Source organism: Anaerobiospirillum sp. NML120449 (assembly GCF_023051105.1).
Classification (GTDB): Bacteria; Pseudomonadota; Gammaproteobacteria; order Enterobacterales; family Succinivibrionaceae; genus Anaerobiospirillum.
On sequence record NZ_JALKIL010000011.1, the window covers coordinates 26,686 to 51,489 of the forward strand.

The following is a 24,804-nucleotide window of genomic DNA, read 5'->3' on the forward strand; positions in this document are numbered from 1 at the left end:
AAATGCTGCAGGGAACACAGATTCTGCAGTTTATGGAATTTAGCTGCCGCACTTAGGTTTTGTGTGTGGTCAAGCAGGCATATTGTCTGACCACTGGTAAAGACAAAAGCCTCTCAAAGGAGTATCAAGATGGCTATTGAAAAGAGACCCGAAGCTCTGGCCAGAGCTGTTGAGTTACGTGAGGCCGGTCCTTTACTGGCTTCAGGACACCGTATGCCGGCAGTGGGCTTTGGTACATCCGGCCTTGCTCCTGGTATTGATACAGAAGAGGCCGTTAAATGCGCCATGATTCACGGCTACCGTCATTTTGACTGTGCCGCCAAGTATGGCAATGAAATCAGTGTCGGCGTGGCTCTGAAAAATTCCGGCATTGAGCGTGAAGAGTTCTTCATTACCTCCAAGGTCTGGCTCGACAGCATGACCTACGAGGGCACCATTGAGTCCTGCCACCGCTCCATTCGTGATCTCAAGTGCCAGTATCTGGACCTCTATCTTATTCACTGGCCTGCAAGCCCTTACAAGCAGCCTAACTGGCGTGATATCAACCTCAATGTCTGGCGCGCCATGTGTGACCTTTACAGGGAAGGTCTGGTCAAGTCCATTGGTGTGAGCAACTGCAAGGAGCTGCATCTTGATGATCTGCTCAAAAGCGAAATACCTCCAATGGTAAATCAGCTTGAGGTGCATCCTGGCCATGCTCAGCGCAGCCTGCTCAAGTTCAGCCAGGACCGCAATATGGTTATCCAGGGATGGAGTCCTCTGGGCCGCTCCAAGGTAGTACGCAATGAAGTGGTCATTGAAATGGCCCGCAAGTATGGCCGTACTCCGGCTCAGATCTGCCTGCGCTATGACTGGCAGCTGGGCGTGGTACCTCTGCCAAAGGCAGTTAACATTGACCACGTAATTACCAATCTCAACTTCCTTAACTTCGAGATTTCAGATGAGGACATGGAAGTACTGCACAAGCTGGAAAATGCCCAGGTAGGCTTCTCCTACGAAGACCCTGACATGTAGCCCCATTGCGCAGCTATTAAGTTGCCGTAAGACACGTCCTGGCCTTTCCCGGGGCAAAAAAATACCCGACAGCAAAAACTGTCGGGTATTTTTTTGGCTGCCGGAAACGTTCCCGGCAACTGCAGCGGCGGGACGGGCCAGGCTGTCAGGCCTTGCAAGGCCCCAATCCGGGCAACGCCCAGGTCCAGGTCCTGGACCAGGGCCATGCCAGGGGCCATAACCGGCCCTCAATTACTGCTGCTCAGTGCTGTCACTGGCCTGCCCGGCGCTGTCATGGTCCTGCCTGGCGCTGTCCTTGTCCTGCCCGGCACTGTCCTGGGCCTGCCTGGCAGCGGCATCGCCATCGGCTGTGCCGGCCTCGGCAGGAGCAGCGTCAGCTGCGTCGGCCGGGGCATAGGCCGGGGTGGCATCGGAGGCCACGGCGTCGGCGTCCTGGGCGCCGGTGGCGCTGCTTAAGGACTTGAGCAGGGACTCGTCGGCACTGTCATCGCTCTGCCCGTCCTCGTCAGATGGCAGGGCGGCGGTGTCGAGGCGGCGCAGACGGGCCATGTAGAATCCGTCAAAGCCGGAAGATGGCCAGATGGTCTGGTCTTCTTCGAGCACAAAGCTGTCCTCATGGCGGGCAAGGAAGGCCTTGATCTGCTCCTGGTTTTCCGATGGCAGAATAGAGCAGGTGGAGTAAACCAGCTTGCCGCCTGGCTTTACCATGCGGGAGTAACGCTCGAGAATGTCGGCCTGAACTTTCTTGAGCTCAATAAGGCGTGGCTGAACATCGGCCCACTTGGAGTCGGCAGTGCGGCGCAGCACGCCAAGACCGGAGCATGGAGCGTCGATAAGGACACGATCGGCCATGCCATAAAGGCGCTTTACCACCTTGGTAGAGTCGATGGTGCGGGTATCGATATTAAAGACACCGTCGCGGCGGGCGCGCTTTTTGAGGTCGTCGAGCTTCCAGCCCTCAATATCAAGGGCAATAAGTGAGCCCTTGTTCTGCATCAGGGCTGCCAGGTGCAGGGTCTTGCCACCTGATCCGGCGCAGGTATCGATAACGCGCATGCCCGGCTGGACATCGAGGAAAGGAGCAATGAGCTGAGAGCCGGCATCCTGCTGCTCAAACAGACCTTCTCTGAAAGCAAGAGTGCGGAACAGGGCTGCATTGGAGGTAACTTCAAGAGCAGTACTTATGTTCTTGACGGCACGGGTAACTACGCCCTCCTCAGACAGACGGCTGGCCAGTTCGTCGCGGGTAGTCTTGAGAGTGTTAACGCGAATATAGCGTGGAGCGGCCTCTCCAAGGGCCTTGCGCTGCTCAGGCCAGAGCTCCTTGAGCTCACGGGAGCACAGCTCCTCAAGCCAGTAAGGGCAGCCCTCATTGAGCAGAGGATGCTCCTGGGCCTCAATCAGGCGCTTTTTAACACCGGTGCGGTCAAAGCCCTCGGCATTGAGCTCAGGCAGTGGCCACTCCTGGAAAGCGCAGTAGGTGAGGATAAGGCGGTTAACATGACGCTGGAAGTCAGAAGGGCGCTTGAGTCCGGCTGCATGAGCAAAGAAGGACAGCCTTCTGAACATGGCATTAATGTGCTTGATGATAAAGCCCTGCTCTACAGCAGGAATCTTTACCTTGGCAAACCACTGGGCATAGGAGCGGTCAAGAGGTTTGCCCTCGGCAAGAGTGGTATTGAGTATGCTCTGCACCAGGCGCAGCTGGAAAGTGGAGAAACCTGGCTGATTGCGTGGACGGTCAGTGGAGATTTCCTTGCGGCGTGGCAGGCCTGAACGCATCTTGCGCTCACCACGGCTTTCAGAGCTGTTGCCTTCACGGCGACGGCTGAAGCGTGAGCCATGAGAAGAGCCCTCCGGGCGGGAGCGACGTGCCGGACGGTCACCATGCTCACCATCGTGATTACGGCCACCATGGCTGTCATGATCGACAAAGTGACTGCGTGAGGAGGCTGGAGCCGGCTCGGAACCTGCGCGCTGACCATCACGGAATACCGAGCGCACACGGCCCTCATCGGCCTGGCCGTCACGGCCATGACCACGGCCACCGCCAGGGCGGCCTGATTTTTTGAAATTGGCGGCACGTGACCTGTCGCTGAAAGCAGCGCTCTTTACACGCTTTGAAGGATGGGCATCAAATGACATAAACATTCTCCAATTGAGCAACGGGCGTCACACCGCGCAGGGCTGGTTCAAAATTCGTTCAGGGCCGGTCCTGGTTCCCCGGCCTCATCGTCCTTGACGCGCAGACGCGCAGCGCCTGCAGCGGCAGCTGTACGTGCCGCTGCGCCTGGCGCTCAGGCCAGGCGGGCTGGCCGGCAGGGCGGAGGTGCTGTGCGGCCATGCCGGGCAAGGTACGGTAAATCTCTTTGTCTCAGGCGACAGCATACGGGCCATCAACACAGCGAAGACACACTCCACTGCCGCTGGGCCTTATGTTTTTAATGGTTATTCGGAATCATCCAGCCTGAAAGGCCAGGTCTTTAATCAGCTGCATGCTGATAAGGGGAAAGGTATGAGGTGACGGGTAGCCATTATGGCCTGTGGCCCTCAGGGCTCAGGTCCCTTATGGCCCAAAAAGCGCCTGCAGATACTTGCTGCCGGTCGCCTGTCAGCAGGCTCAGGGGCTTTTGGTTTATACAGCCATGGCCCGGGCCTGTTTTCCACTGCTGTCATGCTCCTGTATTGCTGCGGCACCCATGCCGCGCGGGCGGGCTCGTAACGCCCCGGCCCTGTTCAGGACAACTTGCCATTATATCATGAAAGCAATAAGCATCAGCCACGCTTTTGCTCAGGTCCTGAGCGTGCAGGGCACGCCAATACCAGGCGCCTGACAGGGGGCGGTGCCCGTACGGCAGCAACAGCCATGGCTGCTTACAGCTGCGTCGTGGGCAGCCAAGACAGGACCATGAAAGCGGCCATGACAGCGGCCGTGGCGTCAGCTCTGCGCTGGCAGCCGACAGCTGGCTGCCGGCAAATGGAGATGCACATGTGCAGGCCGCAGCATGGGCCGTCCTTAAGGTTAAGGCAAACCCCTGCTGGTACCGCTCATTGCAGGGCAGTCCATGCAGCACTGAGCCGGGATGCCTGTGCATATGTGCAACTGACAGCGGCCAGAGCGGGCTGGGGTGCACGGAGGCCTGCAGATGCTGCTTTGGGCTTTGCGGCTACGGCTAATGGCGTAAAAGCACAGTAAACGGGGCTGTCAGGGCCATGGATGCAGGATGTACAGCACGTATGTATGGGCCATTGCGGGGCTTAAGGGCAAAATATGGCTGATATTTGATCATGGTTACCGTGCTTTTTGTGCATTGTGCTCAATTGCATGTGATAATGCTGTATGGCTCACATACGGTATGAGTCGATATCTATATACTGTTAGAGGCCTTGCACGGTACAGTCAATACATTAACGTATTCAAACAAACAGCAGTCACTGTCTGGCGTTTACAGGACTGCATATTATTATCCGTTCCCAGTAGCTGACTGTACTTTGCTGTCCGTCACCTCTTCAACGATGTGGCTGGGCGGGCGCTGCTGCACGGCATGTGCTCATTATGCAGCTTAGCTCACTGCGGCTGTGCAGGCCGCAGCCGTGCTGAGCAGGGCACGGCCGTGCAGTGCCGGCAATGGCCATGCTGTGCAGGGCAAAGACATGCTGCGCCATGGCCAAATCCAGGATCAGTGTGTGGACCGGTCAGGGCCCTGAGCTGATCTCTGCTTCAGGCAGGCCGCATGTTGCCCTTTGCATGTGCAGGTATGCATCTGCAGTGCACGCATCTGCACTTGAATAGCCTGCCATGGGCATTTGCATGGTCAGGCTCATTATGCCTGCAGGCCAGCGCTGGTGCAGCAGATGCAGCTGTGGCTGCAGAGCATGGAGCTGTGGCTGCAGCGCATGGAGCGGCTGCATGGCCCGGGCAGGGGATGGCGCTGTGGGCTGCGGACAGCTGCATTTTCTTATGTTGATTTGGACAGACATGTTATTTGAGTGATTCGGGCCTTTCATGGTCTGGAGCACTGTTCATTAAGTGCCCGATTTGGGGTAAAGTATGTTTTTCACTTCGCGCCGTGCTACTTGCCCGCAGGAACGGGCCAGGCAGGTATATGCATGTAATTATGTGACTGTGAAGTGACCGGTTCATGCCTGATATTTGAGGCTGTTGCTGCCTGAGGACGGGTTACAGGTCCGTCCGGTATTGTGTTGTTCAGGACAGTAATGCAAGGGAGCTCACCGGCTGCCCGCTTTCGAGCCTGAGTGTGAATACAGTTTATTAAGGTTAAGGAGGACGATATGTCAGAAAACGTGCGCCCGGACGCAGTAACCAGTGAAGTAGTTACCTATATGCGACGCATGATCAGCTCTGGCAAGTGGCCGGTTGGCTCCAAGATACCGTCCGAAAACCAGCTGCGTACCCGACTTAATGTGTCACGCACCTCGCTGCGAAGTGCCATTATGCAGCTTGCTGCTCTCAATGTGCTCAAGGCCAAGCAGGGCATTGGTACTTTCGTAATTTCCTCCCTGCATGACGAAGCCATTTTTGAAGAGACAGGCAAGAACCTGGCGGTTAAAAAGGAAATAGTCCAGATTCTCGAATTCCTCAAAATCGTGGCTCCTACAGCTATTTTTCTTGAGATTAAGAAGTTCAACAAATGCTTCAAAGGTCTGGAGCGCCAGCTCAACAGTGCCGTAGAGTCTCAAAGAGCCCTTGCCTATACCGATCAGGCCGCTTTCCTCAACTCCTGCTTTGAATTTCACATTCTGATCTTCAACTCTATTGTTAACGAATTTGTCCGCAACTCTGTAGTTGAGGCTATCTCCCGTCTGCAAAGCTCCATTGCCGCGCTGCAGCCTACTATCTCCTCCCAGGTGATTCTCACCCTGCACTCCAAGCTCATCAGCGCCATTGTCGACGAGGATGCCAAGCGCGCCTGCAGCGTGCTCAAAAAGCTCTACACCTACCTTACCGCTCACGACTATCTGCGCAACTTAAGCTAAGTCCGCCTGCCAGCCGCCACGGTGCATCTGTTGCGGCCGGCTGCCCGTCCGGCAGGCCTGGCTGCAGGCAGCTGCAAGCTGCCAGCAGCCACCGCTTCAGCAGGTCAACCAGGCGCGTTGGAGTTGCAGATAACAATAAAGCCCCGTATGCATGGCACACGGGGCTTTATTGATCATGAGGGAGGCTGACCTGCCGGGCATGGGCCTGTGCCCATGGCCTGGCAGTTCAGCGCGGTGGGTTGAGCTGCACGGCCTCCAGGGGCGGCGGGCAGGTCAGCTGGTGCGGCCTTCGTCGAGGCCTGAGAGCTTGTCAGCCGGGGTCCAGCACAGAGGGACAAAGACCTCCATGAAGTATTTGACCTCAGGCATGGTCTGACAGTACTTCTCGAGCACCGGAGTCAGGCCCTCGCGTACATGAGTAAACTCCTGGTTGTTAAAGCGCAGCTCATCATTGGCCTTGATGTAGGCGGCAATGCTGTCGGCGGCTTTGACAATGAGCTTGAGCTCAGGGTCGGTGTTGTCCTGGATAACCAGCTGCTCAAAATCAGCTCTGAGTTCGGCAGGCAGGGTATTGAGGCACTCAAGCTCGGCCTGGTGCTCGATTTTCTTGTACTCGCGGGTGAACTCAGGATGCAGGTACTTGGTCTTGCTGTTGAGATCCTGCAGCTTGCTCTCTGACACCTCATGGTACAGAGCCATGACTGCAGCCTGATTGGCATCAATGGCCCCGCCATAAAGGCGGTTTTTGATGATGCACAGCATATGGGCTATTACTGCGGTCTGATGGGAGTGCTCGGAGACATTTTCCTCACGGAAGCAATGCATCAGGGCCCAGCGCTTAATCAGTGCCAGGCGCACAATCCAGGCCATAAAAGTGGACTGGCGCTCTTGTGAATCACTCATAAAAAACCTCGGCTGATACTGCCTGACAGAAAAGACATTTTTCTGCCCGCAGCACAGCTAACATAGCACTGAAAGTCAGGCCAGGTAACAGCCTGCAGCTTACATTGCAATGCAGGTCACTAAGGCAGGGCTGCAAAGAGTGCATTATGTGACCATGCTGCTCAGCTCATACAGCGCCCCCGCGCGCCTGCTGCACGCCCTGTGCTGTCTGCTGTAGCGGCCAGGCAGCAGCCGGGCGCATAAATTCAGGCCTCGTTGTGGCTGCCGCCGCCCCGGATTTTGTCCTCATTTGCATAAAGCAAAACGCCCCGCCGGCAAGTAAGCCAGTGGGGCGTTCTGGTTCCAGGCGGGTTACATTAAGCCGGGGGCTGCCTGCAGGAGCGCTGCTGCTTTTTTCTGCAGGCGGCCGGGCTGCCAGTGCGGGGCAGACCTTTCGGCCGGGCCTGTGCTGCCTTTGCCTGAGGTGCCCCTCCTGGTGCGGGGCAGGTCAGCCCGGCGACGCGGCCAGGCGATGCTGCCCGGTGATGCTGTCAGGCAGTTGCGTCCGGCTTGGGCATCCGGCGGTGGGGCCGGTTGTGGTCAGAGCTAGAGATTGTGCTCCTGGGAGATGTAGCATCCCAGGACCTTGAGATTGGTGGTGTGCTCCTTGATGCGCTCAAGTATGGTCTGCATCAGAGGGGTGTTGAGATTGGCCTCAACATCAGCAAAGAAAATCTCCTCCCAGGCATCACGGTTACGGGCCTCAAGAGGGCGTGAGTACAGCTTGGTCAGGTTGATATGACTGTTGGAGAACTCGTTGAGCACATTGATAAGTGAACCCGGGGTGTACTTGCGGGTGCTGAACAGTATAGAGGTCTTGGCTGACATTGTCTGAGGTACGTTAATCGGGATTTTGCTCAGCACAATAAAGCGGGTGAAGTTTTTCTTGTTGTTGGCCACATCGCGTACCAGGGAGTTGAGGCTGTAGTAGCGTGCAGCGTGCATGGAACCCAGAGCTACGGCATGAGGGTCGTTAAGTTCACGCACCTTGTCCATGGCCTCAGAAGAGGAGTTGGTGTAGACCACCTGGGCATGGCTTAAAAAGTCCTTGATGAAGCGGGAGCACTGGGCTACCGGCTGAGGATGGGAGTAGATGGTGGTTATGGAGGAAAAGTCGATGGCATCATGCTCGCCATTAGGGGCCTGCATGGTAGAGAGAATGGAGTGATCGATAGGCTGGAAAATCTCACCTACTATTGAGGCATTCATGCTCTGCATGGTATCGACAGCTTCATTGATGGAGCCTGAATTGGAGTTCTCAATAGGCAGAACGCCATACTCGCAGGTGCCGTTTTCTACCTTTTCCACAATCTCGGAGAAGGAGCTGCAGGAATGCTCGGTCAGGCGACCCTCGTAATTTTCAAAGTAATTGTGGACAGCAAGGTGTGAATAGGTGCCCCTGGTGCCAAGGTAGGCAACTGAGGTGGAGCGGGCAAACTCACGGCCATTGATTCTGTCGACAATATAGCTCTGCTCAAAGGAGACGGTATGAGCCATGACCTTTTCATAAATCTCGCGGACCATGATTGGCGAGATGCCAAAGGTAATGGCTTTGTCCATCAGAGTACGGATCTTTTCAGCCTCACGGCGCTTGTCGACAATGCCCTGGTCATGGTGCAGTTTGTAGATGGCGACATCTCGGGCCACTTCCTGGCGCTCCTGCAGGAGCTGCATGATTTTGCTGTCAATTTCATCAATGGCATCTCTGCAATCAAGTAGGTCGCGCATGAATTCTCCTTGGCAATGTGAAAAAGAAAAAGCGATTTGCGCCCCCTTACAGTGCAGGATAAAGCAGCAAATCGCTTTTAATCATATGTTAACTGGACCGGCAATAACAGTCAGGGGCATTTTTGAACGAATTTGATGCAAATTGCCCCGCTATCGGCCGGTGTCTGCTATTCGCGCTTGGAGAGCAGACGCAGAATTTCGATGTACAGCCAGCAGATAGTAACCAGTAATGAGAAGGCACAGTAGAACTCAAAGTACTTTGGCAGACCTTCGTTTACTGACTGCTCGATCATGTCGAAGTCCAGAACCAGGTTTAATGCGGCAATGGTGCATACGATCAGTGATACTGCAATGGACAGCGGGCCGGAGCTTGGCAGCAGGGTAACGCCGAACATGTGCAGGACAAAGTTGAGCAGGTACAGGATAGCAACACCGGCGGTAGCACCTACTACAATGCTGCGGAAACGGGCTGTTGGAACAATCAGCTTGAACTTCCACAGAGCCAGCATGCTCATTACTACTACGAAGGTAGAGATAACGGCAGTGGCTACAATGCCTGGGTACTTGAGCTCAAAGGTAGCGCTGATGCAGCCCAGAGCCACGCCCTCACAGACAGCATAGGTCGGTGCGGTAACGGCAGAGTACTGAGGCTTGAAGATAGCAACAATGGCTACCAGCAGGGATACGATTACAGAGCCCCACAGCAGAACCTTAGGTACGGAACCGGTCATGAAAATCTGCTCGAAAGAGTACATCATGCTGAAGTAGCCGACAACAAAAGTAATGGCTACGAGCAGGATGGACTTGGTAGTGGTTCCGGAAAGAGTAGCAACCTCACCTAAACCACCAAAGTTAAACTCTCCAGACGCAGCGCGATCAAGCACGCCCATTGCTGGATTTGAAGAGGCCATAGAAAACTCCTTAAAAATGGGTATTTTTTTAGCGATTTTAACAAAAATCGGCTGATTTACAGGAAAGTTTAGCAATATTTTCGTACATCCGGACCATGGTGCTGCCACCTGCCACAAAGGCGGCCTGTTCTCACGGGTTTTATTCCCGGATTACCTCAGAGTAAATCCCGCATATAAGCCCCTGCCCCGGCTCAGGCCCCTGCTTCCCCGCACCATGGCCACATGCGGCCATTGCACTGAGGCAAAGAACAGACAGCTGCCCAATAGGCCAGTACCGTGGCACCATGGCAAAAGTACCTGGAGCAGTGCCAAAGGCACCAGGGCAAAAGTACCAGAAGCAGCCCAGGGCTTATACGCTATACCCGGCCTCTTCCAGGAGGCCAGCTGCCCTCGTAAGACAGCCGCTACAGAGGAAGAGCTGTCAGGCAGGGGCCTGGAGGGCTGCTGCCAGGGGGACATCAGCCTTGCCCGGCTGTATTAAGCAACGTCAGCATTGACGCGCAGGGCCGTGCCGGTCCTGTCTTAGTGCCTGCATCAGGGACAAGCTCGGCACCAGACTGCGCGCCTGCAGCTGCAGGGAGACGTATTATGGCGGTAAGAGCGGCCAGAGGTTTAGAGCAGTTAGAAATGCTCCGCGCAGTGGGCTCATAAACTGGCTGGGTGGGTAATGGGCAGTGCGTCTGCTGCATAAGTCGGGGCTATGTAAGTGGCTGCTTGCCGGATCCTGAGTTAATCCACACTGGGGAAATGCCAGGCAGCCTCATGATGGCTTATGCCGGCAGGAGCGAAGAGGTGATGACGGGACGCAGCGTGGTCGAAGAGGTTATGATTAAATGCGGCGCGGGCGCTGCTGCCTGTAACAGGCAGCTGTATGGCGTTATTATCAGCGCATGGCAAAACACGAAGGTCAGGAGAAATTATGGAAAAGAAAGTGTTGCTGGCTGGTGAGGCTATGGGCCTGCTTATGGCTGTTAATACCGGTCCTCTTGAGCGCTCTGAGGGCTTTGACTGCGGTATTGCCGGTGCCGAGTTCAATGTGGCAACCGGACTTAGCCGACTTGGTCATAAGGTTTCCTATCTGACAAAGGTGGGCAATGATCCTTTTGGCCGCATGATTATCAACAGAGCTCAAAGTGAGGGTATGGACTGCTCTTTGATTGCAACCAGTACCACATTGAAAACAGGATATATGATGAAGTCCCTGGTCACTTCAGGTGATCCGGAAATCTTCTACTGTCGTGAGGGCTCAGCCGCCTCTACTCTGGACAGTGAGGATATTGGCTCAGTAAATCTGAGCTCATTTAGCCACCTGCATCTGACCGGAATTCTGCCTGCCCTGTCGCAAAGCTGTCAGACCGCGACCTTTGATCTGGCTATGAGAGCACGCGATGCCGGACTGTTTATCAGCTTTGACCCTAATATCAGACCACAGCTGTGGCCATCTCAGGATCGCATGGTAGCTGTACTCAACACCATGGCAGTACTGGCCGGTCTGGTTATGCCCGGACTTACAGAGGGCAGACTGCTGTGCGGTGACATGCAGGCCTCTCCACTGAAAGTTTGTTCATTCTTCAACAGCATGTCCTGCGATGTCTGCCTCAAGCTTGGCAGCGAAGGCGCCATTGTAGCCCCGGCAGGAGGTACACCACGCGCGGTCAGCGGCTTTGTGGTTGATAAGGTAGTCGATACCGTAGGTGCCGGTGACGGCTTTGCCTGCGGCGTGATCTCAGCTCTGATATCAGGAGCCGACCTCTATGAGGCGGCTCGCGTTGGCTGTGCAATTGGAGCCCGTCAGTGTACCTTCCGAGGTGACAATGAGGGCCTGCCAACACAATCAGAGCTCGACGATTTTATAAAGCATACTCCCGAGGCACCTCTGCCCCAGCTCATCTGATATCAGCACAATCAGGCACAGCCACATAAGGCACGGCCCTCCCAGCCTCCCTGGCACGTCCCGCTATGCTTCTCTGGCATGTCCCTCCCTGCCTCCCTGGCATGTCAAGCCAGTCAGAGTTGCCTGCATGAGCCATACTGTCCACTGGTCATGGCATCAGCCTAATGCTGATGAGCAGGCAAGTGGCCAGTACCCTGAGGCACAACGTTATTTCATGGCAGTCTGCTCAGTGAGTGTGTAACCTTGATGCGTAACCGGTGGCCCCATGACCGGCATGGGTAATGCCCTGAGCAGGGACAGGCATGCAGAAGAGCCGCTTTAAGGCAGCTGGTGCAGGGGCGAATCAGAAATTGCTCCTCATGCTGAGAACTGACTGGACGTATTCAGGCGGCTCATCATGGAGGACATCATTGCTTATGGCTGACGGACGTATGGCCAGTGCCGGGATGGCTGGCATGGCCTGGCAAGGCCAGCGCTATCAGCCATATGCGCTGCTGCCTGGGGCTGCCCACAGATAGCTTAAAGCGCCTGAGGCTGATTGCACGGCCAGTACTCATGCACGCAATTGGCACTCTGATGTGCTGGGATGGTGCCTGGCTTTAGTCTGCAGTGAGGACAGGGAGCTGGCCTTTTGTCCGGGGCTGCTGTAGCAGGGGAGATGGGCTGCCTGGTGGGCATGGCCTGTGTTAATGCTCAATTTGATGCGGGCATCACAAATTTTCGGTGCCGGGGTGTCATGAGGGGCGTTTTTGCTTAAAATAGGCAAAACGTTACCGGTAACATTGATTGCGGTAAGGCTTTGTTGCTGTGCTAACATAATCCAGCTGCCGCATCAGTGCACTATAGGCACAGCCACACATTTGCAGCAGATCAGTCCATTTGCAGGACTGCAGCTGCCCGGAGCGCAGGCAGCATAGCTGCCAGGATACTGTCTTTGTATGAGCAGGCACAGGGTGACCATGGCATGTTGTGTCATTATGTTGCGCTGTATTTGGCTGTATTGGGCTGCCTTGCTCTGCATTATTGCGCCGCATAGCGCAGCCGTGAGCTGCTCTGCCTGGAGAAGCGGAGAGCGGCACTGCATTGCAGGGCGTGTCATTTATGGCATAAGGATGTTGTCACAGCTGTGCCGCTGTCGGCATGCTTATGACCAGTAAGGTACCGGCCTCACAGGCAGTAGTTCCAGAGATTTAGCACCAGCCTGCCATATAGCTTTACCATAAGTGAAGCAGACACCTGAGGGCTGGCAGGATTTAGTTTTCAGAGGATTTCTTATGTCAGACATTTTTGAGCGCATTGCCGAGCTTGGTATTGTCCCTCTTGTAACTCTTGATGATCCGGCTGATGCCGTTCCTTTAGCCCGTGCTCTGGTTAAGGGTGGTATTCCTGTCGCTGAGGTAACTTTCCGTACCGAAGCTGGTGCCGAATCCATCAAACGTATGGCCCAGGAAGTTCCTGAGATTATCGTTGGTGCCGGCACTGTACACACTGTTGAACAGGCCCGTCAGACTAAGGAAAACGGTGGCAGGTTCGTCATCACCCCAGGCTACAACGAGGAAGTTGTCGACTGGTGCGTTAAGAACAACATGCCTGTATGCCCAGGTACTGTAGTTCCATCTGACATTGAGCAGGCCATGAATCACGGCCTCAAGGTAGTCAAGTTCTTCCCTGCTGCTGCCTATGGCGGTGTTAAGACTCTCAAGGCTCTGGCAGGTCCATTTGCAGGTATCAAGTTTGTACCTACCGGTGGTGTTGATATCAGCAACATGCACGAGTACCTCGACCTGCCTAATGTAGCAGCCGTAGGCGGCAGCTTCGTTCCACCACCTGAGATGGTAAAGGCAAAGGACTGGGAAGGTGTAACCCGTGTCTGTGAAGAGATAGTCAACAAGGTTTATGACTTCACCGTAGGTCACGTAGGTATCAATGCCGGCACTCAGGAAAATGCCAGCAATGTAACTGACCGTATTGCCGAGCTCTTTGAGAGCGACAAGCGTGAGACCCCAATTGCCTACTTCAGCGGCAATCTGGTTGAGGTCATGAAGATTCCATTTGTCGGTACCAACGGCCACATCTGTGTGGATACCCGTGACCTGCCACGTGCCATGGCCATGTTAAAGCGCAAGGGCGTAGAGTTCGACGAAGAGAAGATGTTCTACGATAAGGCAGGCAACCTCATCACTGCCTACATGAAAGAAGAGATCGGCGGCTTTGCTTTCCACGTCCGTCAGCGTCCAAAGGCTTAACATCAGTCAAAGCCATCAATACCTCAGCCTGTATGGCCATGAGTGTGCGTCATAAGCAGCTCTCAACCGCCTGGCTCTTACGCGCCAGGGCGGCTGTCTCAGGCGGGTATAACAAAAGCCCTCTGTCTATTGCAGAACTTCTGTAATGCAGAGGGCTTTTGCATTTTTGGACAGTTCTGGCGGGCTCACGCCCTGCCGCATCCTGCAGCCGCATCCGCCGGCAGCATCCGCCGACAGCATCCTGCAGCCGCTGCTGCGACCGCAGCGCCAAGCATACCAGGTCTGCAGAGCATGCAAAGGTGGCAGGGGATGCTGTCATTGGCCGGCAGGCGCTGGAGGGCAGTTACTGGTATGCAGTTAATGGTGGGCAGCTGGGGCAGCGCTGGGGGAGTAAGTGCCTGGTGGCTGTGATATAGTTTTGAACAGGCCGGTGTAAGGCCGGAAAATTGAAGGGCTGTTTTGTCAGAGGTCTTAGGAGGAAAGGACAATGGAGCTTACATGGCATGAACTGCTGGGGCCGCTCAAGGAGAGTGATTATTTTAAGAATGCCATGGCGGCCTATGATGCTGATGTTGCTGCAGGCCATGTCTGCTATCCGCCACGTAATGAAATCTTCACAGCTTTTCGTCTGACCAGCTTCAGTGATCTCAAGGTGGTTATCATCGGTCAGGACCCTTATCATGGACCTGGTCAGGCTCACGGACTTTCCTTTTCAGTAAAGCCGGGAGTAAAAGTGCCGCCGTCACTTGCCAACATGTACAAGGAGCTGACCACTGATATCCCGGGATTTGTGGCCCCGTCTCATGGCTGTCTGAGCTCCTGGGCAAGTCAGGGCGTATTGCTGCTCAACAACATCCTCACTGTAGAGCAGGGACGTCCTCAGTCTCATGAAAAGCGTGGCTGGGAGGAATTTACCTCAAAGGTAATCGAGCAGATCAACGCTAACAGCGAGCATATTGTTTACATGCTATGGGGCTCCAAGGCACGTAACAAGTGCAAGGTAGTAGACCGCAGCCGTAATCTGGTCCTGGAGGCCGTGCACCCAAGTCCGCTGTCTGCCTACAATGGCTTTTTTGGCTGCCGTCACTTCTCAAAGGCCAATGAATATCTGATGCAGTGGGGCAAACAGCCTGTTAACTGGCAGCTGCCTGTGGAGGCTGTCTGGCCATAAGAGGCCAGCTGCATTAGTCTGCATGCTGCCTGCATCATTCAGCCCTCAGCATTATGCTTAAGCATTCAGCATGCTGCCTGCAGCATTGAATGAGGGAAGGTGCGCCGTCGCACCCACAGCAAATACAAAGGCCCGGATCTTAACCCTGGAAAACTTCAGGGCGATGCGGGCCTTTGTTTTGTGGAGCGTCTGTAGCGAGGCCCTGGCCATGGGCCATGGCAATGGCCCTGGGCAGAGCCTGCGCAGCACGGCGGCGCTAAGCGCAGCTGGGCAGCAGGGAGAGCAGGGCTGCGGCAATTCGGTTGAGCCCTTCGCCGTCGTAGACCTTGAGACAGTTGCGGCTGTAGGTGGAGGAGTTTTCCATGAGGTCATCAAGGGCGGCTCTGATGGCCTTGCCATCTTTGAGCTGCTCCATGGTCAGGCTGACACCAAGCTCAAATTTGCTGACGATAAATGCGGCGCCTTCCTGATTGTCAGCAATCTCCACTCCGGCTGTAGGCAGGGCCGCAGCAATGCGCTCACGGAACATGCCGCCATAAGCACCCAGTGCCAGGTCATGACGGAAGAGCAGGTCAGCCACATCATTGCAGTGATGGATTATAAGCAGATTGCGCTTCTCGTCAGGTGGAAGAGCCGCAGCCAGAGCCAGCAGCTGCTGGTAGTCCTTATTGGCAGCGCCAGCAAGTACAGTAAAGCTGTAGGAGCGGTGCAGGCCCTCAGCTATAACGCTGCGGCAGACATTAAGACAGGCACTTACAGGGTCAGCTCCGCCAAAGCTGACAAAGACGCGTGGCAGGCCCTGAGTCTGTCCGTCCTGACACAGACAGGCGGTGGGCATGGAGCTCAGCTGCTCCTTGCTCTTGCCCCACAGAGCCCTGCCACTGAGAGGAAAGTGGTGGGCACCACAGGTACAGGTGCTGCGGTAATCAAGATGGTAGTTCTGAGGATAGAAATGATCGGCAGTAAAGGAGTAGCGTGAGCCCAGCAACAGCTGACATTCCTTATTGCACAGCTTTGCATAGCCTTCTTTACGGGTAATCAGGGTCTGATCGAGCAGCATGTGACAGCGATGACGGCGGTCACAGAGATCATCAATGACAAAGATGCGGGTATAGTCATAAAGCTCAGACTCAAAGTCCTCATCAATTGCATAGTCATCAATGATTAACACATCAGGAAGCCGCTGGCTCTCAGCATCAGCCGCAGCTGTGCCGGCTGCAGCTGCAGCACCAGCTGCCGCTGCTTCATCCGCTGCCGCCGCACTGTCGGCGGTGCGGGCGCTGTCAGCATGGGCCAGTGCCCTGAGGTGCTCGAGGACATCATCTCTGGTATCAAAGACATGGACAGCATCGTACTCTGAGCACATAGGGCGCAGAGCCTCATCAAAGGCATAAACAAACAGCTCCAGAAAAGCATGCTCTGAAAGGCGCGGCAGAACGCATTTGACTCTCATGAGATGTCCGGTACCAATGCCTCTGTTGGCTCGTACGATAACGCCTATGTGGGGCAGAGACTGTCTGTTCATAAAAAGTCCTTGGTGATGAGTTAAGGCAGGGCAGGCAGGTAAATGAGGAACTCTAAAGCTCAGGCTGGCGCCTGCCAGCTGCAGCATGGCGATGCAGCATGCAGCATTCAGTGCGCAGCCGTGCCTGCAGCAGTCATCCTGCAGCATGCAGCCGTACCTGCAGCATTGATTCTGCAGCACGCACGGTAAGCACCTGTGACTGCGAGATAGTGGGTGCTGTGCGCGGGCGCTGCCAGAGACCTGCGCTGTGCGGCCAGGTATGCCCAGAATACTTACAGCAAATCAAGATTGTGCCAAAAAATACAGGACACATGCCTGAGCCTGGGTAATGCCAGGATCGGCCAGGGGCTGCCAGGATCAAAATGACAGTGCTGCAGCATATGTGCAGCACTGCGCCAGGCTTGGCCGTGCACAGCCTTGCGTAGCGTGGCTTTGCCAGGCAAGGTCTTGCATGTCATTGCGGGCAAACCAGGAGCGCAGATACGGGCTGCGCTCCCTGATTGCATGGTGGGCCAGATGTGCCTGGTGATGGAGCTGTTTTGTAAAGTATCAGTCCATCTTGAGGGTCTGGATGGCGTTTGCCAGCACCAGGGCGTATTCCCAGTCTTCCGGGGTATCGATGTCGATGACACGGTAGCGTGGCATGAGGTACATTTTTTCGATGAAGTCCGGCTTTGGAGAGGAGGCACGCTCCTTGTCGCTCATGCCTTCCCATATGGTGTAGCGCATGGACTTGAAGTAGAACTGACCTGCATCCTGATAGGCCTTTGGCAGATCCTGAGAGCGCATAGGAATACACTCAGGCATTACCGGTACCGGAGTCTGATCCTGCTTTAAGTAGAAGCTGCGCTGGAATGGGAAAGGCATCTCACAGCCTGAGAACATGTAGTCAGCATTCTGGCTGACAAAAAGCTCATAGGCCTTTTTAAGATGAGTGTCGGTCAGCAGCGGAGCAGTAGCATACAGGGTACATACGGCGTCGTATTCGCGCCCCATTTCCTTAAGCCTCCTGACTGCATCAGCAGCAACAGGGCCGGTGCCGGTAAAGTCATTTGACAGTACAGCATCGCGCATGAAAGGAACTTCAGCGCCGCACTGCTTTGCAATATCAGCAATCTCCTGGTCATCAGTAGAAACGATGACGTCAGTAAAAATTCCTGACTTGAGAGCATTTTCAATGGAGTAGGCAATCAGGGGACGACCACCGAAATCCTTGATGTTCTTGTGAGGAATGCGCTTGGAGCCGCCACGGGCGGGAATCACACAGAGATTGGAAAGACTCATAATGTTTAAGGCCTGCCGGTAATGACCCATTGTCATAAAGGCAGGCCTCCTCCTTTGACAAAACAGTTAATCGTAAACAGGCCAGGAGCCTGTACCGCCAGAGTCTGGAGCCGCCTGAGCCTGGCAGGTATCGCCTGAGCCTGGTACCGCCATGGCCCTGCCACGGCGTTACATGGCTCTGTCTGTGCCGCAGGGGATGGCGCGGACATACAGGGCTGCTGCTGACAGACTGGACTGCTGACTTTTAAGGTCAGCCGGAAATCTTGTCCAGGGCTGAGGCAATGATGGATGCCACCATGGACTGATCAACGCGGTTGATCTTTGGATGAAGCGGAATGGTCAGAGTGTGACTGTAGAAGAACTCGGCACCCTCAAGATGCTGGTTGTAAGGCTGCTTCTGATAGTAAGGGTGACGGTAGATAGGGATATAGTGAATCTGAGCACCTACACCCTTCTGTCTTAAGGTGTTGTAGATATGGTCACGGTGCTCCACCTGGATCTGGTACAGATGCCAGGAGCTCTCAAAGCCTTCCTTGTCAGCTGCAGGAAGCCTGATGATGCTCTGATCGAGAATATCCACATAGTCACGGGCCAGCTGTCGGCGGCGGGAAATAAAGGAGTCAAGACGGCTCATCTGGGAGATGCCCAGGGCAGCCTGCAGGTCGGACATACGGTAGTTGTAGCCAAGATCAATCTGCTCGTAATACCAGGCTGGCATGTCACGCAAGGTCATCAGAGCAGTGTCATGAGTAATGCCGTGGGAGTGCAGCAGGCGAATGCGGGAGGCCAGCTTTTCATTGTCGGTAAGGCAGGCACCACCTTCGGCTGTGGTGATGATCTTGACCGGATGGAAGGAGAATACAGCTACGTCAGAGTAGACGGTCTTGCCTGTCTGAACGCCTTCGTAGGTGGCACCAAGAGCATGTGAAGCATCTTCAACCAGGAAGAAGCCGTATTCATCACGCAGTCTGCCCAGGGCAGCCATGTCACATGGACGGCCGGACAGATGCACAGCAACCACAGCCTTTGGCAGCTTTTTGTTGTTCTTGCGGGCATCAATGAGCATGGACTCAAGGCAGTTGACGTCCAGATTGCCAGTGTGGGCATCGACATCAATAAAGCGCACTGTGGCACCGCAGTAGCGGGCGCAGTTGGCAGAGGCAACAAAGCTGATGGCACTTACCCATACTTCATCGTCAGCACCTACATCCATGGCCATCATGCACAGGTGAAGAGCTGCAGTAGCATTGGAGGTGGCAATGGCAAAATTGGCCTCGGTATAGCTGCACAGGCAGTCTTCAAACTCGGCAACACGTGGGCCGCAGGTTAAAAAGTCAGAGCGCAGCACCTGCTCAACGGCTCTGATATCCTCTTCATCAATACACTGGGTGCTGTATGGAATCATGCATTACATCCTTAAAAACAGATATGACCTTATGTCCTGTGATGTGCCGCAGGCGCTCAAAGGGCCTGCCTGTGCTCAGTATGCACCTTTGTCATCAGCATGCCCGGCAGCATATGAGTGCCAGGCAATGTCTGAATGCCCGTGGGGCATATGAGTGACCTGGGCATTTGAATGATCATGGCATCAGTATGCCTGGCACTGTCTGAATGCCCGTGGGGCATATGAGTGACCTGGGCATTTGAATGATCATGGCATCAGTATGCCTGGCACTGTCTGAATGACCGTGGGGCATATGAGTGACCCTGATCGTCTGAATGCCAGGGCGCATCAGTATGCCTTGGAACAATACTGTCAGGACACGAGCCTCAGGGCTCTTGCGCAGCAGGAATATGTCATATGCAGTAACAGGCATATGCTCATTTCTGGCGCACTGTGGTCCTGTTTAATTAACGGGCAGATGGCAGGCTACTTGAGCCTGCATGACAAGTAATTTGCCCCACAGCCCCGCAGCTCTGCCTTTTGACACGGCAGATACCAGCATATGGCAAGGCGTTCATGCCGTCCAGGCTCATGTTCCAGGGCTGGTCTGCCAGCCCCTGAGCCACAGGCCATGGGACCTGGGGCGATGGCATCGGACGCTGAAAATGCGGGTTTTTACCTGCCTCAAAAAAAACAAAGGGGTCAACGACCAGCGCTGACCCCGTTAGTAGCTAAAAGCTAAAATCAGACATGCTTGTTGAGCTCAATCAGCTCATCAATAGTCAGATAGTGTGGGTTATTGTGAGAGTTGTACTCAAAGTACTGAGAAACTTCCTTACCCTGCTCACCCAGTGCGGTGACAGAAAAGTCGTTCTTCTTCAGGTTGGAGAAAATAATAGATGGCTTGATGATGAAGAAGTTGTCGAACTCAACAGTGTGCTGGTAGTCATCACGTGGGCACATAACCTCGTGAATCTTCTCACCAGGACGGATACCAATGATCTTCTGAGGAAGATTTGGAGCCATGGCAGTGGCCAGATCCACAATACGGATGGATGGAATCTTAGGAACGAATACTTCACCACCGTGCATGCGAACCAGGTTGGTCAGCACGAACTGTACGCCCTGCTCCAGGGTGATCCAGAAACGGGTCATCTCAGCATCGGTAATAGGCAGCTCGGTAGCGCCATTGGCGATGAGGTTTCTGAAGAAAGGAACTACTGAGCCACGGGAACCGGCTACGTTACCGTAACGTACTACGGCAAAGCGCAGGTCGCGGTCGCCTACCATGTTGTTACCGGCTACGAAAATCTTGTCAGAGCACAGCTTGGTAGCGCCATAGAGATTGATAGGGTTAGCAGCCTTGTCAGTAGACAGGGCAATAACGCGCTGTACACGGGTGTACAGAGCAGCTTCGATGATGTTCTCAGCGCCGTTGATGTTGGTCTTAATACATTCCATTGGATTGTATTCGGCAGCTGGAACCTGCTTGATGGCAGCGGCGTGAATGACGATGTCTACGCCATTGAATGCAAGGTACAGACGCTCCTTGTCACGTACATCACCGATGAAGAAACGCAGACGGGACTCATCCTTGAAAGTCTGCTGCATTTCAAACTGCTTGAGCTCATCACGTGAGTAAACGATCACTTTCTTTACAGGGTAGCGGTCGAGAACAGTCTTGATAAACTTCTTGCCGAAAGAACCGGTACCGCCGGTAACTAAAATGGTCTTGTCTCTGAGAAACTCAGTAATCTTGGATTCAATGTCTAACATCGTTCTTCTACCTGAAAGTTATGCCTGCAGGCACAGGGAAGCCCTGAGCAGCCGTCATCTGGCATCAATAGGCTTAATCATGCCGGCCTGTCCATAAAGAACGTACGGTCAGCAGCTTGCTTTAGCCCTGGGACAAAAATAGAAAAAATCTGGTGTGCTGTCATTTCAGCTACTGGGTACACGCAACATGCTGCCCTGGCCTGTTATCAGGCACCAGCCATGGCAACTGCAATGGCAAGTGCTGTGAAGTCGTCAGGAAGCAGTCCTGAAATAATCAGGTTACAGTCCGTGACGACCTGATAAGTGCCTAAGTGGCACCGGGAATGACCAGGTATGTCCAGGTCCTGGTCTGGCTGTATTAAGTACTGCAGTTCAGGGCTGATCTTATATGGTCTGCCACGGACGTATTATCGCAGCACTTTAATCATTTTTCAGCCGTACTGGGCCTGCTTGACACTTTGCAGGCTGTTTCTTTGCTGACCATGGGCACAATGCCCTTACCGGTCGTACTTGCCAGCGTTCGCGCACATCATGCCCTGCGCAGCCCAGCTCAGTAAGAGCGTTGACCTGTCATGAAATGACATGACAGTGAGTGCCTGCACGCATTACTGCATAGCTGGCTGCACGAGCTGCTGTGCAGGGCAAGGCATGGCAAGGCCAGGAGCGGCATAGCAAGGCACGCCATGGCCATGACATGTAATGGCAAGCCGGGCTGAAAACTGATGGTGTGTAACAGTGTGGAAATAATGGAAAAGCCCCGCCAGAAGAGGTGGGGCTGAAAAAGGCTTGAGTTACTGAGCTGTCAGTCCGTATTTCTTCATCTTTTCGATGAGAGTGGTACGGCGCAGACCAAGGGTTTCAGCAGCCTTGGCAACTACGCTGTTGGTCTGCTCAAGAGCCTGCTTAATCATGGAGATCTCAATCTCAGTAATCATATTCTTGAGGTTGACGCCTTCGGAGCTCAGACGTGGGATAAAGGCCTGTGCCATGTCGTCCTCATCACGGATAACAGGCAGATCAGGCAGCTCGGCGCGCTTCTGACGGCTCTGGTTATTACCAAAAGCATCAGGATCGCCTGATACCAGAGTCTCGTCAAAGTCCATATCGAAGTTTTCGTCCACAGTCTCAAAGTCTTCAGTAGTGGTGAAGGCTTCGAGCAGTGCCTCGCGCTCTGCAAGCGGATCATCCGGAGTAGCATCGCCTCGGTATTTGGCTGGCAGATCAGAGGTATCGACTACCTCGTTAGGGTGGAGAATAAGCAGTCGCTCAACAAGGTTGGAAAGCTCACGCACGTTACCCTTCCACTCGTTTTGCATCAGGGTCAGCATGGCACGCTGGGTAAAGCGGATAGTGGTGTGCTGATCCTTGCCATGACGGTTTACCAGTTCCTGAATCAGGATAGGGATGTCGTCAGAGCGCTCACGTAATGGAGGAGTCTCGATTGGGAATACGTTGAGACGGTAGAAAAGGTCCTCACGGAAACGGTTCTCGGCCACCATGGTCTCAAGATTCTGGTGGGTAGCAGCAATCACACGCACATTGGCGTTGATAAGCTTGTTGGAACCTACGCGAGTGAACTTGCGCTCCTGAAGAACACGCAGCAGCTTTACCTGCATCTGGAATGGCATGTCGCCAATTTCGTCCAGGAACAGGGTACCGCCCTCAGCAAGCTCAAAACGGCCTTCACGGGAGGCAAAAGCGCCGGTAAACGCACCCTTTTCGTGACCGAACAGTTCGGACTCGAGCAGTTCGCCTGGAATGGCGCCGCAGTTAACAGGTACGAATGGCTTCTTGGAACGGTTGGAGAGATCGTGAATGGCGCGGGCAACCACTTCCTTACCAGTACCGGACTCACCAAGAATCAGTACGTTGGCATCAGTAGGTGCTACCTGCTCAATCAGACGGCGTACCAGACAGATGGCATCGCCACGGCCTACGAGACGCTTGATAAGAGCGCCACGCTTGCCGTCAGAGCGGCCAGACAGGCGGCTCATGGTCTTGAAAGACTGACTGTAGTGGAGCAGCTGTACCAGCTCGTCGTAGGCAGGTTCCTTGGACAGACGGCCAATGTAGTTGGCATCCTCCTTACCGGAAGGAATGAACTCGTCGTCGCAGATAATGAATGCAGTACGAGGGTACTTTGGAAGAACCTTGGCAATAGTGTCCTTGCCCTCAAGGTCTCCGAGGATACAGGCATCAATCTGATCGGAAGAGGAGTCAAGATAGGAAAGACAATCCTCTACCTCGCCTGTCTGTGTAGCCGCACCCAGGAAGGTAAAGATGGTTTCAAGGGCCTGGCGTTTGTCTTGATCGTGCTCAATGACCAGAACGTTTCCAGAAAACTGCATAATCCCGCCTTAAAAATGGTCAGATTAACCCGTGAAGAGAGAGTGGTTATGCCCGATTTGCCGTGAGCTAATGCGGGACATGGGTTAACCGGCCTGTAAGCCAAGTATTAGAGTGCTGAAATTCAGCGTGTTAGTAAGCGCATTGATATACCGAAGAACATGCTGACTGAATCGTGCCGATTCAGAAAGTGTTCTGGCAGAATGCCGACTTTCTCTGCTGGGTACGTGTTTATGCAGGCATAGTGAGCCCTGCAAAACTCAAAAAGCTGTACACTCCTTGTTCTACCTGGCTGTGCCTGGCAAAGACCCATCGGAGTGATTATTAAAAACAGTTGAGTTTCGCCCTCATTCACCTGGCCGAACTTAGGAGGACCGGTGCGGGCATTGGATACAGAGCATGAAAAGCGGCAGATAAGCGACAGGACATTAACTGGCAGGGCCTGCAGACGTGACAGCAGAACCCCTTGCGGGGCTCCTTATGTCATGGTCGGAGCAGGACAGTACAGTCAGGATGACATGGCGCTTGCGTGCCTGGGGGCACGGGCCGGCTTTCTCCTTATGTCAGGCGGGCTGTGAGCCCATGCAGTTTAAGTAATCAAAATCATATGCATCCTGAACAGAGGTCTGCATGAATACTGGGAACTGCGTGCACTTCCTGGCAAGGACAAGTTGGCATCTGATGGAATATGTCTGAACATCAGGGCATTACCTGAAAGAGTCAGTACATTCTGACAGTACGTCAGAAACAGCATTTTCAGGCACAGTAAAGTGCAGGTAATTCCTTAAAGGTCTTGTAAATCATTAAGGCTCAGTTAAGGTCCTGCATGGTGCTGCAATGCAGCATGCAGCCCAAAAGCGCTGTGTATTTTTCCAGTGCTAATGATACGCCTTTTTTAGCCAGATTAGGCAATTTTTTGACGGACTGTCAAAAAATATAATGTTCGGCAAAGACCATAACGGGCACTGTGTTTATCTAGTTGCAGTCATGCTTTCGACACGTAAATAAAGTCATTTACACCGTAACTATCGCATTTGTGACCTTGCAGTGTCAGAAAATTGTATATCTAGGGACGAAGCTGGCAAGGCCTCATAGTTATGTTAAGCATCACTCAAACAGGCACCACTATTGAACAAAAATACATGCGACACAGATCACAAAACGCATTATTTATGTGCAAATAAGCCAGTTTACAAACACACTGAATAATGCACCTCTGTGGATCAACAGATTGTATATAGCTCATAAAACGAGAAAAGACTTACCTTGAAGCGGCAACCTGCGGCAAGCAAAAAGTCCCGAAAAGTGGCATAAATCCCTGCATACAGCTAACCAAAAGTACCATCCTGCCACCATGGCATAAACGGCATAAACATGCCATCTGACACAGTTTTTACCATGCTGTGCCACCCCGGCCACATATCTTGACACCACCCACCCCTCTGCCACAAAAAGCCAGCCAGAGACACTCTACAAAGCGCAAAACAGCGCTTTACTACCATGCGTTAACACCCCCATTCCAGCCCTATTCCTGATCACTTCAGTGCATCAACACCACTGAGCAGAAAGATCAGCGACTACATAT

The 24,804-nt window shown here is 53.9% G+C and carries 15 protein-coding genes; 6 read left to right on the forward strand and 9 right to left on the reverse strand.

Features of this window, described 5'->3' with window-relative positions; genetic code table 11:
* Positions 1-129: 129 nt before the first annotated feature.
* A complete protein-coding gene (locus tag MXE41_RS04895) occupies positions 130-1,014 on the forward strand; it encodes an aldo/keto reductase (RefSeq protein WP_246978117.1) in 885 nt (294 codons plus the stop codon).
* Positions 1,015-1,245: 231 nt separating this feature from the next.
* Here MXE41_RS04895 and MXE41_RS04900 read toward each other — a convergent pair whose 3' ends face one another.
* Positions 1,246-3,159, reverse strand: a complete 1,914-nt coding sequence (locus MXE41_RS04900) for a class I SAM-dependent methyltransferase (RefSeq protein WP_247099565.1) — start codon at positions 3,157-3,159, stop codon at positions 1,246-1,248.
* Between the two features lie 2,148 nt (positions 3,160-5,307).
* On the opposite strand from MXE41_RS04900, the gene MXE41_RS04905 reads away from it, so the two are divergent.
* Positions 5,308-6,012, forward strand: coding sequence for a GntR family transcriptional regulator (locus MXE41_RS04905; protein WP_246978119.1), 705 nt, complete (start codon positions 5,308-5,310; stop codon positions 6,010-6,012).
* Between the two features lie 273 nt (positions 6,013-6,285).
* Here MXE41_RS04905 and yfbR read toward each other — a convergent pair whose 3' ends face one another.
* From yfbR to MXE41_RS04920, 3 genes are all read right to left on the reverse strand, one after another.
* Positions 6,286-6,915, reverse strand: a complete 630-nt coding sequence (yfbR, locus tag MXE41_RS04910) for a 5'-deoxynucleotidase (protein WP_247099566.1) — start codon at positions 6,913-6,915, stop codon at positions 6,286-6,288.
* A 585-nt stretch (positions 6,916-7,500) separates the two neighbouring features.
* Positions 7,501-8,682 carry a prephenate dehydratase domain-containing protein gene (locus tag MXE41_RS04915; protein WP_247099567.1) on the reverse strand — a complete coding sequence of 394 codons (1,182 nt, stop codon included), beginning with the start codon at positions 8,680-8,682 and terminating at the stop codon, positions 7,501-7,503.
* Positions 8,683-8,849: 167 nt separating this feature from the next.
* The gene (locus tag MXE41_RS04920; RefSeq protein ID WP_246978122.1) at positions 8,850-9,593 is read right to left on the reverse strand and encodes a Bax inhibitor-1/YccA family protein; all 744 of its coding nucleotides are present in this window, start codon (positions 9,591-9,593) and stop codon (positions 8,850-8,852) included.
* 762 nt (positions 9,594-10,355) lie between these two features.
* Here MXE41_RS04920 and MXE41_RS04925 point away from each other — a divergent pair.
* The 4 genes from MXE41_RS04925 to ung all read left to right on the forward strand — a co-directional run bounded on the left by MXE41_RS04925 (position 10,356) and on the right by ung (position 14,904).
* Entirely contained in the window at positions 10,356-10,541 is a 186-nt protein-coding gene (locus MXE41_RS04925) for a hypothetical protein (RefSeq protein WP_247099568.1), read from the forward strand.
* A complete protein-coding gene (locus MXE41_RS04930; RefSeq protein WP_247099569.1) occupies positions 10,513-11,487 on the forward strand; it encodes a sugar kinase in 975 nt (324 codons plus the stop codon). Before MXE41_RS04925 ends, MXE41_RS04930 begins: the two co-directional genes overlap by 29 nt.
* A gap of 1,274 nt (positions 11,488-12,761) precedes the next feature.
* Positions 12,762-13,733: a bifunctional 4-hydroxy-2-oxoglutarate aldolase/2-dehydro-3-deoxy-phosphogluconate aldolase gene (eda, locus tag MXE41_RS04935; protein WP_246978125.1), complete on the forward strand. Its 972-nt coding sequence runs from the start codon at positions 12,762-12,764 to the stop codon at positions 13,731-13,733.
* A gap of 487 nt (positions 13,734-14,220) precedes the next feature.
* On the forward strand, positions 14,221-14,904 hold the full coding sequence (ung, locus tag MXE41_RS04940; RefSeq protein ID WP_247099570.1) for a uracil-DNA glycosylase: 684 nt from the start codon (positions 14,221-14,223) through the stop codon (positions 14,902-14,904).
* Between the two features lie 256 nt (positions 14,905-15,160).
* Here ung and MXE41_RS04945 read toward each other — a convergent pair whose 3' ends face one another.
* The 5 genes from MXE41_RS04945 to MXE41_RS04965 all read right to left on the reverse strand — a co-directional run bounded on the left by MXE41_RS04945 (position 15,161) and on the right by MXE41_RS04965 (position 23,221).
* Positions 15,161-16,429: a hypothetical protein gene (locus tag MXE41_RS04945; protein ID WP_247099571.1), complete on the reverse strand. Its 1,269-nt coding sequence runs from the start codon at positions 16,427-16,429 to the stop codon at positions 15,161-15,163.
* A 549-nt stretch (positions 16,430-16,978) separates the two neighbouring features.
* Positions 16,979-17,713 (reverse strand): pseudaminic acid cytidylyltransferase, encoded by a 735-nt coding sequence (gene pseF, locus MXE41_RS04950; protein WP_246978128.1) that lies wholly within the window; start codon positions 17,711-17,713, stop codon positions 16,979-16,981.
* A 250-nt stretch (positions 17,714-17,963) separates the two neighbouring features.
* On the reverse strand, positions 17,964-19,118 hold the full coding sequence (gene pseC / locus MXE41_RS04955; RefSeq protein WP_247099572.1) for a UDP-4-amino-4,6-dideoxy-N-acetyl-beta-L-altrosamine transaminase: 1,155 nt from the start codon (positions 19,116-19,118) through the stop codon (positions 17,964-17,966).
* A gap of 723 nt (positions 19,119-19,841) precedes the next feature.
* Positions 19,842-20,873 (reverse strand): UDP-N-acetylglucosamine 4,6-dehydratase (inverting), encoded by a 1,032-nt coding sequence (gene pseB, locus MXE41_RS04960; protein WP_247099573.1) that lies wholly within the window; start codon positions 20,871-20,873, stop codon positions 19,842-19,844.
* 791 nt (positions 20,874-21,664) lie between these two features.
* Positions 21,665-23,221 (reverse strand): sigma-54 dependent transcriptional regulator, encoded by a 1,557-nt coding sequence (locus MXE41_RS04965; RefSeq protein ID WP_246978131.1) that lies wholly within the window; start codon positions 23,219-23,221, stop codon positions 21,665-21,667.
* Between the last annotated feature and the right edge of the window lie 1,583 nt (positions 23,222-24,804).

Coding starts and splice junctions, on each gene's coding strand:
- MXE41_RS04925 (WP_247099568.1), top strand. CDS start 10,356: ATGATGGCTTATGCCGGCAGGAGCGAAGAGGTGATGACGGGACGCAGC.
- eda (WP_246978125.1), top strand. CDS start 12,762: ATGTCAGACATTTTTGAGCGCATTGCCGAGCTTGGTATTGTCCCTCTT.
- MXE41_RS04920 (WP_246978122.1), bottom strand. CDS start 9,593: ATGGCCTCTTCAAATCCAGCAATGGGCGTGCTTGATCGCGCTGCGTCT.
- pseF (WP_246978128.1), bottom strand. CDS start 17,713: ATGAGTCTTTCCAATCTCTGTGTGATTCCCGCCCGTGGCGGCTCCAAG.
- yfbR (WP_247099566.1), bottom strand. CDS start 6,915: ATGAGTGATTCACAAGAGCGCCAGTCCACTTTTATGGCCTGGATTGTG.
- MXE41_RS04930 (WP_247099569.1), top strand. CDS start 10,513: ATGGAAAAGAAAGTGTTGCTGGCTGGTGAGGCTATGGGCCTGCTTATG.
- MXE41_RS04895 (WP_246978117.1), top strand. CDS start 130: ATGGCTATTGAAAAGAGACCCGAAGCTCTGGCCAGAGCTGTTGAGTTA.
- pseB (WP_247099573.1), bottom strand. CDS start 20,873: ATGTTAGACATTGAATCCAAGATTACTGAGTTTCTCAGAGACAAGACC.
- MXE41_RS04905 (WP_246978119.1), top strand. CDS start 5,308: ATGTCAGAAAACGTGCGCCCGGACGCAGTAACCAGTGAAGTAGTTACC.
- ung (WP_247099570.1), top strand. CDS start 14,221: ATGGAGCTTACATGGCATGAACTGCTGGGGCCGCTCAAGGAGAGTGAT.
- pseC (WP_247099572.1), bottom strand. CDS start 19,118: ATGATTCCATACAGCACCCAGTGTATTGATGAAGAGGATATCAGAGCC.
- MXE41_RS04945 (WP_247099571.1), bottom strand. CDS start 16,429: ATGAACAGACAGTCTCTGCCCCACATAGGCGTTATCGTACGAGCCAAC.
- MXE41_RS04900 (WP_247099565.1), bottom strand. CDS start 3,159: ATGTCATTTGATGCCCATCCTTCAAAGCGTGTAAAGAGCGCTGCTTTC.
- MXE41_RS04965 (WP_246978131.1), bottom strand. CDS start 23,221: ATGCAGTTTTCTGGAAACGTTCTGGTCATTGAGCACGATCAAGACAAA.
- MXE41_RS04915 (WP_247099567.1), bottom strand. CDS start 8,682: ATGCGCGACCTACTTGATTGCAGAGATGCCATTGATGAAATTGACAGC.